This is a genomic window from Pseudomonas sp. MT92, assembly GCF_058792515.1.
On sequence record NZ_JBXAFA010000009.1, the window covers coordinates 38,222 to 52,824 of the forward strand.

Here is a 14,603-nt window from a genome sequence, read left to right on the forward strand (position 1 = left end):
CGCAAGTGGCCTCCTCGACTTCGGGAATATTGGCTATTTGTCCAAAGCGCTTCAGGCACTAACGTAGTCACACACCCACTTGCCCTGGAGCACATCCCATGCAACCACGTACCGATTTCTATACCGCCAGCCCTGACGCCCTCAAAGCGATGATCGCCCTGGAAACCGCGGTTTCCAAGCTGCCGCTGGAGAAACCCCTGATCGAGCTGGTCAAGCTGCGTGCTTCGCAAATCAATGGCTGCGCCTTCTGCATCGACATGCACACCGCCGATGCGATCAAGGGGGGTGAAACCCCGCGTCGCCTGTTCGCCGTGACCGCCTGGCGTGAAGCGCCGTTCTTCACCGAGCGTGAACGCGCCGCGCTGCTGTGGACCGAATCCCTGACCCAACTGAGCCTGACCCACGCGCCGGATGCAGACTACGAAGTGGTCAGCGCCCAGTTCACACCCAAGGAAATGGTCGACCTGACCGTGGCCATCAGCACCATCAACAGCTGGAACCGCCTGGCGGTAGGCTTCCGCAAAACCCCTCAGGCCTGATCCTCAAGTCGTTGCCGATGCGCCTCAATGGGCATCGGCACTTGGCGCGGCCGGTGGTTGCACCTTGCGCATCAAGGGCACCATCGCCGTGGCGATGACGAAGCAGACCCCGATCATCAGAAACGCGTCGCCATAGGTTTGCGTCTGGGCTTCGCGATAGGTCAACAGCCAGAGCTGATGCAGGCTGGCAGTGACCCCGACATCGCCGCTCTGTCCCAGGGCGGCGAAGTTGTTAGCGACCTGCGACAGCCACTGGTTGAGGGCTTCGTTGGTGCTGTTGAGATTTTCCGCCAGCCGGGTGAAGTGCAGGTTGGTGCGGTCATTGAGAATGGTCGCACAAGCGGCGATGCCAATCGCGCCGCCCAGGTTACGCATCAAGTTGAACAACCCCGAAGCATGTTTCAGTCGCGCCGGTGCCAACCCGCCCAGGGTCAAGGTCACCGCGGGCGGCACCGCCAATTGCTGGGCAATCCCGCGCAGGGCCTGCGGCAGCATCAATTCCCTGGCCCCCCAGTCATGGGTGATCGGGCTGAAATCCCACATCGACAAGGCGAACAGCCCAAGGCCGGCCATCATGATCCAGCGCAGGTCGACACGGTTGGCCAGAAAGGCATACAGCGGAATCGCCATGATCTGGAACACGCCGGTGGAGAAAACCGCCAGACCAATGTCCAGCGCGCCGTAGCCACGCACCCGACCGAGAAACAGCGGCGTCAGGTAAATGGTGGCGAACAGGCCGATGCCGGTGACGAACGAGAAGAAGCAGCCGAGGGCGAAGTTGCGGTCCTTCAGGGCGCGCAGATCGACGATCGGATTGGCCACGTGCAAGGTCCGGCCAATGAACGCCAGCCCTGCCAGGCCACTGATCCAGGCGGTGGTCAGAATCGTGCGGTCACTGAACCAGTTCCAGCGCGGGCCTTCTTCGAGGGTGTATTCCAGGCAGCCGAGAAACAGCGCGAGAAAGACCATGCTTATGTAGTCGGCGCCTTTGAGCAGCGACAGTTCCGGCTGGTCGATCTTCACCAGCATCGGCACCGCCACTGCAACGAAAATCCCCGGCACCAGGTTGATGTAGAACAACCAGTGCCAGGAGGAGATGTCGGTGATGTAGCCGCCGATCACCGGGCCCAGGGTCGGCGCCAAAGACGCCACGGCGCCGATGGTCGCGGCGGTGATGACCCGTTGTTTGCCGGTGAAGAAAAAGAACGCGGTGGTGAACACCAGCGGGATCATCGATCCACCGAGAAAGCCTTGCAGGGCACGGAAGGCGATCATGCTCTGGATGTTCCACGCCGCGCCGCACAACAGACTCGTCAGGGTGAAGCCCACCGCCGAGGCGCAAAACAGCCAGCGGGTGGAAAACACTCGGGAGAGCCAGCCCGACAGCGGAATGACGATGATTTCGGCGATCAGATAACTGGTTTGCACCCAGGCAGTTTCGTCGGTGCCGGCCGACAGTCCGCCACCAATGTCACGCAGCGATGCCGAGACGATCTGGATGTCCAGCAACGCAATGAACATGCCGATGCACATGCTGGCGAAGGCGAAGACCTTGGTCGCCGTCGCCATGTTCGCCGCATTGAACGGTTGCGCCGGGGCGGCGAAGGCGCGGCTCATGGCGCGCTGGCCACGGCTGGCGCTTCAGGCTCCTTGCGGGTGTCCACTTCGGCGGTCACCGACAGGCCGGGGCGCAGGTGGCCGAGCACGCCGTCAGCCGGATCGAGGTGGATGCGCACTGGCACCCGTTGCACGATCTTGGTGAAGTTGCCGGTGGCATTTTCCGGCGGCAGCACGCTGAACTGAGCGCCGCTGGCCGGCGCGAGACTGTCCAGGTGACCGTGGAATTCCTGACCCGAGAGCACGTCGGCATGAATCACGACTCGCTGGCCGGGCGTCATGCGTGCCAATTGGTCTTCCTTGAAATTGGCATCGACCCACAAGCCGCTGGAGGGCACCACCGACAGCAGTTGCGAACCGGCCTGGGCATAAGCGCCGAGCCGTGCCCGGCGGTTGCCGATCACGCCGTCGACGGGGGCGCGCAGTTCGGTATAGCCAACGTTCAACTGCGCCAGATCACGTTCGGCCCTGGCCTGGATCAGCGCGGCGCGGGCCTGCTGCTTCTGGGTGGCGATCACGTTCAACTGCCGCTGAGCGGCCAGCAACTCAGCCTGGGCGCGATTGCTTTGGGCCTGGGCGGTCTTGAAGGTGGCGTTGGCCCTCTGCGCGCTTTCCACGGAAACGGCGTTGGTGCTGACCAGTTTTTTGTAGCGCGCGTCGTCATCCCGCGAACGGGCGGTTTCGGCGCCGGCGGCGTCGATGCCGGCGCGGGCCTGGCCGATGACGGCTTGCTGCAGTTGTTCGGTCGCATCGAGGTTGGCGAGCAAGGCTTCCTCGGCCGCCACCGCGCCTTCGGCCTTGGCCAGGTTGGCGCGGTAATCGCGGGAGTCGAGACGAATCAGCACATCGCCGGCCTTGACCTTCTGGTTGTCGGTCACCAGCACTTCGTCGATGTAACCCGCCACTTTCGGCCCGATCACCGTTACGTCGCCGCCGATGTAGGCATCGTCCGTTGCTTCGATGAAACGGCCGGTTGTCCACCAATGCGCGGTATACACGCCGGCCACTACCAGCGCCGCCACACCCAGCGTTGGCAGCAGCAGGCGCTTGAGCAGGGGAGACCGGGGGGTGTTCACCGGGATAGCAAGGTCGGGTTCAACGGAGGGCATGCCGGTCATGGAGAATTACCTGTCGGAAGCGGCTTTTAATTACGTACGTAATATGACGTATGTAATATTTAGTGGCAAATGGTTTTTGCGGCCGGTCGTCAGGTGCAAGGTCAACGGAGGATTGAAGTCGGAAACGAGGACGGAGGAGCTGCCAGCGGCAGCTCCTCACAGGTGTAACGTAGGGGATTAAACGCGTTCGAAAATCGCCGCAATCCCCTGACCGCCACCGATGCACATGGTCACCAGGGCGTAACGGCCGTTGATGCGGTGCAGTTCGTGGATGGCCTTGGTGGCGATGATGGCGCCGGTCGCGCCTACCGGGTGACCCAGGGCGATACCCGAACCGTTCGGGTTGACCTTGGCCGGATCGAGGTCCAGTTCCTGGCTGACCGCGCAGGCTTGTGCGGCGAAGGCGATGTTGGCTTCGATCACGTCCAGGTCAGCGACGGTCAGGCCGGCGCGCTTGAGTGCCAGGCGCGTGGCCGGGATCGGTCCCAGGCCCATCAGTTCAGGCTCGACGCCGGCGTGGGCGTAGCTGACCAGACGCGCCAGTGGGCGCAGGTTGTTAGCCTGGACCGCGTTGCCGGTGGCCATGACCAGCGCAGCCGCGCCGTCGTTCAAGCCCGAAGCGTTGCCGGCGGTGACCGAACCCTCTTTCTTGAACGCCGGCTTCATTGCGGCCAGCTGTTCCAGGGAGGTGGCGCGTGGATGCTCGTCGACGTTGAACAGCTTGGTGCCCTTGCGATCCTGGATTTCCACGGTCGCGATCTGCTCGCTGAAATAACCGTTGGCAATCGCATGGGCGGCGCGTTTCTGGTCTTCCAGCGCCAGGGCATCCTGCATTTCGCGAGTGATGCCGTTGCGTTCGGCGATGTTCTCGGCGGTGATGCCCATGTGGATGTTGTGGAACGGGTCATGCAGGATGCCCAGCATGTAATCGATGGCCTGGACGTTGCCCATGCGCGCGCCCCAACGGGCCGAAGGCATCAGGTACGGGCCGCGGCTCATGGATTCGGCGCCGGCACCGATGGCGATTTCGGCATCGCCCAGCAGCAGCGTCTGCGCCGCGCTGATGATCGCTTGCAAACCGGAGCCGCAGAGGCGGTTGACGTTGTAGGCCGGGGTTTCTTTCGGGATGCCGGCGTTCATCGCGGCGACCCGGGAGATGTAGGCGTCACGGTTTTCGGTCGGGATCACGTTGCCCATGACCAGATGACCGACCAGCGCCGGGTCCACGGCGGCCCGTTGCAGGGCGGCCTTCACGGCGATGGTGGCCAGGTCGGCGGGTGGCACGTCCTTGAGTGAACCGCCAAAGGTGCCGATGGCGGTACGGGCGGCGCTGACGACGTAGATTTGCGGAGTGTTCATGGCTGGTTTCCTTTCGGTGAATTCTTATCAGTACTGCGATTGAGCAGGGCGTTCAAGGCCGTTTTCGCTTCGTCGCTATTGAGGCGTTCGATGAACAGCAGGTTCTCTTCACGCAGGGTGGCTTGCAGTTCGGCCATGCCGGCCTGTTTCATCAGTTGTCGCGATTGCCGCAGGGCGTGCCGGGGCATTGCCAACAGCCGATGGGCCACACGGGTGGCCGCCACCAGGCATTGCGCCCCGTCGTCGAACACCTCGTTGGCCAGGCCCCATGCCACCGCTTCGCTGCCGTCCAGACTGTCGCCCAACAGCAACAGGCGTGCAGCGCGGGCCTGCCCGAGCAGGCGCGGCAGCAGCAGGCTGGCACCGAACTCCGGGCACAGGCCCAGGTTGACGAACGGCATGCGCAGCTTGGCATTGCGGGTGACCAGCACCTGATCGCAATGCAGCAGCACGGTGGTGCCAATGCCGATGGCGGCTCCGCACACGGCCGCGATCAGTGGTTTTTGCAGATGGGTCACGGCGCGCATCAGGCGAAAGGCCGGGCTGTCCAGATGCGTAGGTGGCTGTTGCAGGAAGTCCACCAGGTCATTGCCGCTGGAAAAACAGGTCGGGCCACCGGTCAGGATGACCACGCCGACCGAGTCGTCCTCGTCCGCCGCGAACAACAGGTCGGCCAGGCGCATGTACATGGCGTTGGTCAGTGCGTTGAGCTTGTCGGGGCGGTCGATGGTCAGCGTCAGTACGCCATCGCGTTGTTCATGTTTGATCAGGTCGGTCATGGATGGCTCTTGCAGAGTCGGTTCGGCCGCCACTTTAAGCGGCAGGCAAACCCCGCAGCTATGACAAAACGGGTCAACCCACCTGATGCTTTTTGCCATGTGCCGTGACTTGGCCGGCAGTGCCAGTCGGTCCGCACACACCCATTCGGGGTATGGTGCCGCCTGGCGAATCGCCCAATAGTAGGTTCACCGCTCATCCAGAGCCGAACTCGCTTGATAAGGTGAATGTGCAATGCGCAAGACACTGAGGGTGATTTCCAGTCTGTTTGCTCTTCCGTTGATCATCAACGCCCAGGCCGCCGAAGTGGACGACAGCCATACGCTGCGGCTCTACAACTGGGCGGATTACATCGGTGAAAAAACCCTGTCGGACTTTGAAAAGTCCACCGGCATCAAAGTCATCTACGACACGTTCGATTCCTATGAAACCGTGCAGGCCAAGTTGCTCACCGGCCACTCCGGTTACGACCTGATCGTGCTCAACGCCTCCCTCGCACCGCCGCTGATCCAGGCCAGGGTCTTCCAGCCGCTGGATAAAAAGTTGCTGCCGGGCTGGAGCAATCTTGACCCGAAAGTCCTGCACGACCTGCAAGGGTTCGATCCGGGCACCGCCTATTCGGCGCCCTACACCTGGGGCAGCAACGGCGTCACGTACAACGTCGACAAAATCAAGGAGCGCATGCCGGACGCGCCGATCGGCTCGCTGGCGATGATCTTCGATCCGAAGATCGTGTCGCGCTTCGCCGACTGCGGCGTGACCCTGCTCGATGCCCCCACCGAAGTCATTCCCATGGCCTTGAAATACCTGGGACGTGACCCGAGAAGTGCGGCCCCGGCGGACCTGAAAGCCGCCCAGGACTTGCTGCTGTCGGTCAGGCCGTACATCCGCAAGTTCGACTCGGTCAATTACCTCACCAGTCTGCCCAATGGCGACGTGTGCATGGCCATGACCTGGTCCGGTGACTACGCGACGGCCATGGCCCGCGCCGAAGAAGCCAAGAAGCAGATCAACCTGGCGTACTTCATTCCCAGGGAAGGCTCGCTGATCTGGTTCGACAACATGTACATCCCGGCCGATGCGCCCCACGTCGCCAACGCCCACAGGTTTCTGCAATACCTGATGCAGCCGCAGGTGATGGCGGACGTGAGCGACTTCATCAATTACGCCAACAGCAACGCGGCGGCCACGCCATTGCTCAATGCCAGCGTGCGAAACAATCCGGCGATTTATCCCGATGAAGATGTTCGTCAACGGTTGTTTCCGCAGAAAACCCAGGACGCGAAAGACATGCGAGCCATGACACGCGTCTGGAGCACCGTGAAAAGCGGGATTTGATCGTCCAATCGTTTCGTTTGAGGTTCTTGTATGGCTACCCCAACTAAAAAAGTGTTCTCGACCGTCGAAGCGGCTGAACTGGTCAAGGCCGACAAGGCCCATCACATGCACGGCTATCACGTGTTCGACGAGCATGCCGAGCAGGGCTCGCTGAACATCGTCGCCGGCGACGGCGCCTATATATATGACACCCAGGGCAACCGTTTTCTCGATGCCGTCGGCGGCATGTGGTGCACCAACATCGGTCTGGGCCGTGAAGAAATGGCCCTGGCCATTGCCGATCAAGTACGGCAACTGGCGTATTCCAACCCGTTTTCCGACATGTCGAACAACGTGGCGATTCAGCTGTGCGAAAAACTCGCCAGCCTCGCCCCCGGCGACCTCGACCATGTGTTCCTGACCACGGGCGGTTCCACGGCGGTGGACACGGCGTACCGGCTGATCCAGTACTACCAGAACTGCCGCGGCAAGCCGCAAAAGAAACACATCATCGCGCGCTTCAACGCCTATCACGGCTCGACCACCTTGACCATGTCGATCGGCAACAAGGCCGCCGACCGGGTGCCGGAGTTCGATTACGCCAACCCGCTGATCCATCACGTGTCCAACCCCAACCCGTACCGCGCCCCGGACGGCATGGACGAAGCGCAGTTCCTCGAGTTCCTGGTCAAGGAGTTCGAAGACAAGATCCTGTCGATCGGCGTGGACAAGGTCGCCGGCTTTTTCGCCGAGCCGATCATGGGCTCGGGCGGGGTGATCATTCCGCCCAAGGGTTATCTCAAGCGCATGTGGGAGGTGTGCCAGCGCTACGACATCCTGTTCGTTGCCGACGAAGTGGTCACTTCGTTCGGGCGCCTGGGCAAGTTTTTCGCCTCCCTGGACGTATTCGATGTGCAACCCGACATCATCACCACCGCCAAGGGCCTGACCTCCGCCTATCTGCCATTGGGGGCGTGCATCTTTTCCGACCGCATCTGGACAGTCATCGCCGAACCCGGCAAGGGTCGCTGCTTTACCCACGGCTTCACCTACAGCGGTCATCCGGTGTGCTGCACGGCGGCGCTGAAGAACATTGAAATCATCGAGCGGGAAAACCTGCTGGCCCATGTCGACGATGTCGGCGGCTATCTGGAACAGCGCCTGGCCACGCTCAAGGATTTGCCGTTGGTGGGGGATGTGCGTTGCCAGAAATTGATGGCCTGCGTGGAGTTCGTCGCCGACAAACGCACCAAGGCGTTGTTCGCCGACGACATCAACATCGGCGAAAAAATCCATGTGCGGGCACAGGCCAGGGGCTTGCTGGTGCGGCCGATCATGCACCTCAATGTCATGTCGCCGCCGTTGATTCTCAGCTATGACCAGGTCGATGAAATTGTCGAGATCCTGCGGGTGTGCATCCTCGAAGTGGCGGCCGAGCTGGAGCAGAGCGGCCAGTATTTCGGCCAATGAGTCTTTCCGTCAGGTTTTTACCAAGGGCCTGCTCACCCGCTAGACTGCGGGGCATGAGCAAACCAGACGACGACACACTGATCGCAATGCCCTTCGGGGCGTTGCACAAATGGCATGGGGGCATGCGCGAGGCATTCGCCCATGTCGACGAGCCTGACGCCCTGCAATACCTGGCGTCCGCCTTGGCGCAACTGGTGTCCATCGAGTCGATGATGATCAGCCTGGAGCGCAAGGACCGCGCGCCCCGGTTGCTGCATCAGCGCGGTATTGCCCAGGAGTACCAGGTCTCGATTCTCGACCGCTATTTTTCCGGGGGCTACCTGCTCGACCCGTTTTGCCTGGCGGTGGAGCATGGCCTGGCGCAAGGCTTCTATCATCTGGAGGAAATCGCCCCGGACAACTTCTTCGACAGTGACTACTACAAGTCCTATTACCTGAAGGCGGGTTGTTCGGAAGACAGTTACTACATCGTCGATACGGGCAACGACACCAAGATCTCCATCAGCCTGTTCCAGGGTTTCGGGGGTGAATGCCTGCGGGTCGATCAGCTGAACCTGCTGCGCGCCGTCGAACCGCTGGTGCGCGAATTTGTCAGCGAGTTCAGCCAGCGTGGCCTGCTGCGCAGTCACGAAATCCAGAGCAATAACGATCAGGGCCTGCGTGATGATCTCAAGCACCGGGTGCAGTCGGCATTCGAGCAATTCGGGTGCGACGTGCTGACCGAGCGCGAGCGGGAAGTGGCGCACATGGTGCTACGCGGCCACTCGGTGAAATCCACCGCCAGCCAGATGGGCATCTCCCCGGAAACCGTACGCATGCACCGCAAGAATCTGTACCTGAAACTGGAAGTGGGGTCGCAGTCGGAGTTGTTCGCGTTGTTTATTGAGTGGTTGCGCAAGCACTGACTACAACGCAGAGCCCATGTAGGAGCGAGCTTGCTCGCGAAGAACCCGAGAGCACCGCGCTCATCCAGAAAGCGCGCGCCATTATTCACGTCCATCGCGAGCGAGCTCGCTCCTACAGGTGTTGCATCAGTCTTCGCGTTTGACCACCAAGGTCAAAATGTCATAGCTGGCCACCAGTTCACCCAACTGGTTGGTGACTTCCACGTCCCACGCCACCACCCCTTGCGGGACGCCTTGCGGGCTCTTTTTGCCCTGGTCGATTTTGCGTTTGCAGGTCAGGCGAGCCTGGATGGTGTCGCCGATGCCCACCGGGTTGATGAAGCGCAAGGTGTCCAGGCCGTAGTTGGCCAGTACCGGGCCGACGCCTGGGGATACGAACAGACCGGCGGCGGCCGACAGCACGAAATAACCGTGGGCGATGCGCTTGCCGAACTGCGATGCCTTGGCGGCGATGTCGTCGAAGTGCATGTAGAAGTGATCCCCCGACAGGCATCCGAAGTTCACCAGATCCGCTTCGGTGACGGTACGGCGGTGAGTCAGCAGCGACTCGCCGATCTGCAGGTCCTGGAAGTAGCGGCGGAACGGGTGCACGTCGGTTTCGATCACGTTGGCGCCACGCACGTATTCACCGGTCACCGCCGCGAGCATGGTGGGCGAACCCTGTACCGCCGCGCGTTGCAGGTAGTGCTTCACCGCACGCAGGCCGCCCAGTTCTTCACCGCCACCGGCACGACCGGGGCCGCCATGCTTGAGTTGCGGCAGCGGCGAGCCGTGACCGGTGGATTCGCCTGCGCAGTGGCGATCCAGCACCAGTAAGCGCCCGTGCAACGCAGCGGCCACCGGAATCGCCTTGGCGGCGATCTGCGGATCCTTGGTTACCAGGCTGGCCACCAGGCTGCCTTTGCCGCGTGCGGCCAGGGCCAGGGCTTCGTCGAGATCGTCATAGGCCATCAAGGTGCTGACCGGACCGAAGGCTTCGATATCGTGGGCGCCGCCTTCGGCGTGCGGGTCGCGGGCTTGCAGCAGGGTCGGGGCGAAAAACGCGCCCTGGCTGACGTTCTCACCGCGTGGTTCGAAGCCGTCACGGGCACCGAACAGCATGTCGCTGCTCTGCAACAGGGCTTCCAGGCGCTCGGCGACGTCTTTCTGTTGATCGTGGGACGCCAGCGCACCCATGCGCACACCTTCCACCGACGGGTCGCCGACCACCACTTTGGCCAGGCGATCGCGCAGGCGGGTGGCCACGGCATCGATGTGTTTGGCCGGGACGATGGCACGGCGAATGGCGGTGCATTTCTGCCCGGCCTTGGTGGTCATTTCCCGGGCGACTTCCTTGATGAACAGCTCGAACTCTTCGTCGTCCGGGGTGACATCCGGGGCGAGGATCGCGCAGTTCAGCGAGTCGGCTTCGGCGGTGAACGGCACCGAGTTGCGAATCAGGTTCGGGTTGACCCGTAGCTTGGCCGCGGTGTCGGCGGAACCGGTGAAGGTCACCACGTCCTGGCCTTGCAGGCGGTCGAGCAGATCGCCGGTACCGCCGATGATCAGTTGCAGGCTGCCCGCTGGCAGCAAGCCGGATTCGTCCATCAGGCGCACCACGGCTTCGGTCAGGTAGCTGGTGGCGCTGGCCGGTTTGACGATGCATGGCATGCCGGCGAGGAAGCTCGGGGCGAATTTTTCCAGCATGCCCCAGATCGGGAAGTTGAAGGCGTTGATGTGCACCGCCACGCCGCCCCGAGGCACGAGGATGTGGGTGCCGGCGAAGGTGCCCATTTTGCTCAGCTGCAGGGCCGGGCCTTCATGGACGACGTTGCCCGACGGCAGTTCCCGCGAACCGAGGCCGGCGTAGGTGAAGAGCGTGCTGTTGCCGCCTTCGATGTCGATCCAGCTGTCGGCGCGGGTGGCGCCGCTGTGGTGGGAGATCGCATAGAGCTGTTCCTTGCGTTCGGCTAGGTACAGGGCCAGGGCCTTGAGGCGCTGGGCACGCTGCTGGAAGTCCAGCGCCATCAGGCCGCTGACACCCTGGCGACGGCCATGTTCGATGGCTTCGGCGAAGTCCGGGCGTTCTTCGTGGGTACGGGCGATTTCATGGCCGTCGATAGCGCTGCGCAGCACCTGGGCGCCGTGTTGGCCGATCCAGCGGCCGGCGATGAAACTTTGCAGGGTGGGGGCGTGCAGTGCAGGTGAAGAGGACATCACGATTGCTCCAGATTATGAAAGGTGTTGGCGCGGCCGCAACCGCGCTTTTCAGGGATTACCAAAGCGCCAGGGTGTAACCGACAATCAGCCGGTTCTCATCGATGGCGGTTTTCAAGCCATTGCCGGAACGGAAGGTCACGTTGCGCCAGCGCAGGCTGACGTCCTTGAACACGCCGCTCTGAATGACGTAACTGATGTCGGTGTCGCGCTCCCGCTCGCGACCGTTGTCGACGCTGCCGGCCTTGACGTGGCGACCGTCGGTGTAGCGCGTCATGAAGGTCAGGCCGGGGATGCCTTGCGCTGCGAAGTCATAGTCGTAACGCAGCTGCCAGGAGTCCTCGTCCGCGCGGGTGTAGGTGTTGTAGGTCACCAGGTTGACCACGTACGGGTCGCCGCCGTTGAGGAACGGAAAGGCACTGTCGCCAGACAACTGCTGGTACGTGGCACTGACCTTGTGGGCACCGTGGGACACGGTGAACATGCTGTTGAAGTTGCGGTTGTCGATACGCCCGGCCCGCTCGGCGCCGTCACCCCGGCTGTCGAAATAGCGCAGATCGCTGCGCAGGTTGAAGCCGTTGCCCAGCGGCTGGGTGTGCACCAGTCCGACGAACTGCTGGCGATAAATCTGATCGAGCTTGCCGTAGTAGTAGCTCAGGTTCAGTTGCGGGCTGAAGGCGTAGGTGCCGCCGGCAAAGTCGAAGTGATCACTGGTGGCGGTGCCGTAGCCGATGTCATCGTTGCTGGAGGAATCTCGCAGGTTGGTCTTGGTCAGGCGCCCGGTGTTCAGCGTCAGGCCACTGATTTCCTGGCTGGTGAGCAAGCCGCCTTCGAAGGTCGACGCCAACAGGCGGGTGTCGTTGTAGGTCGCCACCGGCAGCAAGGGTTGCAGGGTGCCGAGCTTCAGCACGCTTTTGGACACTCGCAACTTGCCGGTCAGCCCCAGTTGGCTGTACTCGTCCGCCGGTTCATGGCTGTTCGGGCCGTAGGGCAGCAACCCGGTACCCCGGCGATCCGGGCTGGAATCGAGCTTCAGCCCCAACTCTCCCAACGCGTCGAGACCGAAGCCGAATGTGCCGTCGGTGAACCCGGACTCGATGCGCGCGGTGAACCCCTGGGCCCATTCTTCAGCCTTGGATTGTGGTGCGTTGTCCTGACGGAAATCGCGATTGATGTAGTGGTTGCGCATTTCAATGCGGGCCTTGCTATCGTCGATGAAGTCGGCCATGGCGCTGGTGGCGACCATGGGCAGACTCAATGCGGCGGCCAGCGAAAACAGTGATTCGTAGGATGCGGTACGCGCGGGCTTCATTATTTTTGTTCCCTGCCATCAGATCGATTGTCGTTTAGTGATTGCTGGCGCCGGAGGCACCGATGCCGGTCATTGAACGGATGAACTGCGCCAGGTAACGGCCGCGTTCAAGGGCGGCACGGGGCGAGGTATCGGTGACCGAAAACACCCAGGCACTGAAGAAGGCCAGGCTCATGGAAAACAGCGCCGGGTTGGAGTAAGGGAACAGGGCCTTGTCGTGGTGCAGCACGTTGACCCATACCGCCGGGCTCAGGATCAGCAGGACAATCGCCGAGACCAGCCCCGCCAGACTGCCGGTCACTGCGCCACGGGTGGTCAGGCCTTTCCAGTACATCGAGAGGAACAGCACCGGGAAGTTCACCGACGCGGCGATGGCCAGGACCAGCCCGGACAGGAACGCAATGTTCTGCGACTCGAACAACAGACCGAGGATGATTGCCAGCACGCCGATGCACAGCGTGGCCATGCGCGACACGCGAATTTCCTGCTGCTCGGTGGCCTGACCCTTGCGCATCACGCAGGCATACAAGTCGTGGGACACCGCCGATGCGCCGGACAATGCCAGCCCGGCGACCACCGCCAGAATGGTGGCGAAGGCCACGGCCGAGATGAAGCCGAGGAACAGGTTGCCGCCCACGGCTTGCGCCAGGTGTACGGCGATCATGTTGCCGCCGCCGATGATCGCGCCGCTGGCGTCACGGAACGCCGGGTCGGTGCCGACCATGACGATCGCGCCGAAGCCGACGATGATCAGCAGCAAGTAGAAATAGCCGATGAAACCGGTGGCGTAGAACACGCTTTTACGCGCTTCCTTGGCATCGCTGACGGTGAAGAAGCGCATCAGGATATGCGGCAGGCCGGCGGTGCCGAACATCATGCCCAGCCCCAGCGAGATCGCATCGATCGGGTTCGACAGCAGCCCGCCGGGCGCCATGATGGCGTTGCCCTTGGCATGCACGGCGGTGGCGCCGGCGAACATCGCTTCGGTGCTGAACCCAAAATGCTTGAGCACCATGAACGCCATGAACGTGGTGCCGAACAGCAGCATCACGGCTTTGATGATTTGTACCCAGGTGGTGGCGAGCATGCCGCCGAAGGTCACGTAGAACACCATCAGCACGCCGACCAGCATGACCGCGTAGAGGTAGTCGATGCCGAACAGCAACTCGATCAGTTTGCCGGCGCCGACCATTTGTGCCACCAGGTACATCAACGCCACCGTGAGGGTGCCGAACGCTGAAGTCAGGCGCACCGGGGTTTGTTCCAGGCGATAGGACACCACGTCGGCAAAGGTGTATTTGCCGAGGTTGCGCAGGCGCTCGGCGATCAAAAACAGAATGATCGGCCAGCCCGCCAATACACCCAGGGCGTACAGCAAACCGTCGTAACCATTGAGGAACATCATCGCGGAGATGCCGAGGAAGGACGCCGCCGAGATCATGTCGCCGGCAATCGCCAGACCGTTCTGAAAGCCGGTCATGCCACCGCCGGCGGTGTAGAAATCGCTGGCGGAGCGAGTACGCCGTGCCGCCCAGCGCGTCACGCCGAAGGTGAACAGCACGAACACCAGAAACATGCCGATGGCGTTCCAGTTCATTGGCCGGGACGCGCCGTCGGCGGCCACGGCGAAATCAGTGACTGCCGCCAGCGGCAGCAGGAACATCGCGAGAGGACGGCTCATCGGGCGCACTCCTGCTTGAGTTTTTCATTCAGCGGATCGATCACGTTGTTGGCGCGATAGACATAGAAACCGGTCAATGCAAAGGCCAGCAGCACGATCACTACACCCACCAGCATGCCCACGCTGGTTACGCCGCCACTGAGGGATTGGCCGAGGGTAGAAGGGGAGAAAGCCACCAGCAGCACAAAGCCGTAATAGATCACCAGCATGGCCAGGCTCAGTGACCAGTACAGTTTCTGTTTGCGACGAACCAGCTGGATGAAATCCGGGTGCTGGCCGATGAGTTCTATTTCCTGGGGGGTCATGACGCGA

The 14,603-nt window shown here is 62.1% G+C and carries 12 protein-coding genes; 4 read left to right on the forward strand and 8 right to left on the reverse strand.

Annotated elements, in window-relative coordinates; genetic code table 11:
• Positions 1-98: 98 nt before the first annotated feature.
• The gene (locus AC1Q6D_RS17680; RefSeq protein ID WP_103405858.1) at positions 99-539 is read left to right on the forward strand and encodes a carboxymuconolactone decarboxylase family protein; all 441 of its coding nucleotides are present in this window, start codon (positions 99-101) and stop codon (positions 537-539) included.
• Positions 540-563: 24 nt separating this feature from the next.
• On the opposite strand, the gene AC1Q6D_RS17685 is transcribed toward AC1Q6D_RS17680, so the two are convergent.
• From AC1Q6D_RS17685 to AC1Q6D_RS17700, 4 genes are all read right to left on the reverse strand, one after another.
• Positions 564-2,156 carry a DHA2 family efflux MFS transporter permease subunit gene (locus tag AC1Q6D_RS17685; RefSeq protein WP_103405857.1) on the reverse strand — a complete coding sequence of 531 codons (1,593 nt, stop codon included), beginning with the start codon at positions 2,154-2,156 and terminating at the stop codon, positions 564-566.
• Positions 2,153-3,274 carry an HlyD family secretion protein gene (locus AC1Q6D_RS17690; protein ID WP_103405856.1) on the reverse strand — a complete coding sequence of 374 codons (1,122 nt, stop codon included), beginning with the start codon at positions 3,272-3,274 and terminating at the stop codon, positions 2,153-2,155. The genes AC1Q6D_RS17685 and AC1Q6D_RS17690 overlap by 4 nt, the downstream gene beginning before the upstream one ends.
• Before the next feature lie 177 nt (positions 3,275-3,451).
• Entirely contained in the window at positions 3,452-4,633 is a 1,182-nt protein-coding gene (locus AC1Q6D_RS17695; protein ID WP_103405855.1) for an acetyl-CoA C-acyltransferase family protein, read from the reverse strand.
• Positions 4,630-5,412 (reverse strand): enoyl-CoA hydratase-related protein, encoded by a 783-nt coding sequence (locus tag AC1Q6D_RS17700; RefSeq protein ID WP_103405854.1) that lies wholly within the window; start codon positions 5,410-5,412, stop codon positions 4,630-4,632. The genes AC1Q6D_RS17695 and AC1Q6D_RS17700 overlap by 4 nt, the downstream gene beginning before the upstream one ends.
• Positions 5,413-5,644: 232 nt before the next feature.
• Between AC1Q6D_RS17700 and AC1Q6D_RS17705 the strand changes: the two genes are divergently transcribed.
• From AC1Q6D_RS17705 to AC1Q6D_RS17715, 3 genes are read left to right on the forward strand one after another with little or no spacing between them, the layout of a single operon-like run.
• Positions 5,645-6,748, forward strand: a complete 1,104-nt coding sequence (locus AC1Q6D_RS17705) for a polyamine ABC transporter substrate-binding protein (protein WP_103405853.1) — start codon at positions 5,645-5,647, stop codon at positions 6,746-6,748.
• 30 nt (positions 6,749-6,778) lie between these two features.
• Positions 6,779-8,197, forward strand: coding sequence for an aminotransferase (locus AC1Q6D_RS17710; RefSeq protein ID WP_103405852.1), 1,419 nt, complete (start codon positions 6,779-6,781; stop codon positions 8,195-8,197).
• 53 nt (positions 8,198-8,250) lie between these two features.
• Positions 8,251-9,102 (forward strand): helix-turn-helix domain-containing protein, encoded by an 852-nt coding sequence (locus AC1Q6D_RS17715; protein ID WP_178083151.1) that lies wholly within the window; start codon positions 8,251-8,253, stop codon positions 9,100-9,102.
• A gap of 126 nt (positions 9,103-9,228) precedes the next feature.
• Here AC1Q6D_RS17715 and paaZ read toward each other — a convergent pair whose 3' ends face one another.
• The 4 genes from paaZ to AC1Q6D_RS17735 are packed head-to-tail and all read right to left on the reverse strand — an operon-like array spanning position 9,229 to position 14,596.
• On the reverse strand, positions 9,229-11,298 hold the full coding sequence (gene paaZ / locus AC1Q6D_RS17720) for a phenylacetic acid degradation bifunctional protein PaaZ (RefSeq protein WP_103405850.1): 2,070 nt from the start codon (positions 11,296-11,298) through the stop codon (positions 9,229-9,231).
• Positions 11,299-11,356: 58 nt separating this feature from the next.
• On the reverse strand, positions 11,357-12,610 hold the full coding sequence (locus AC1Q6D_RS17725; RefSeq protein WP_103405849.1) for an OprD family porin: 1,254 nt from the start codon (positions 12,608-12,610) through the stop codon (positions 11,357-11,359).
• Positions 12,611-12,644: 34 nt separating this feature from the next.
• Positions 12,645-14,291, reverse strand: coding sequence for a cation acetate symporter (locus tag AC1Q6D_RS17730; protein WP_103405848.1), 1,647 nt, complete (start codon positions 14,289-14,291; stop codon positions 12,645-12,647).
• Entirely contained in the window at positions 14,288-14,596 is a 309-nt protein-coding gene (locus tag AC1Q6D_RS17735) for a DUF485 domain-containing protein (RefSeq protein WP_103405847.1), read from the reverse strand. Before AC1Q6D_RS17735 ends, AC1Q6D_RS17730 begins: the two co-directional genes overlap by 4 nt.
• Between the last annotated feature and the right edge of the window lie 7 nt (positions 14,597-14,603).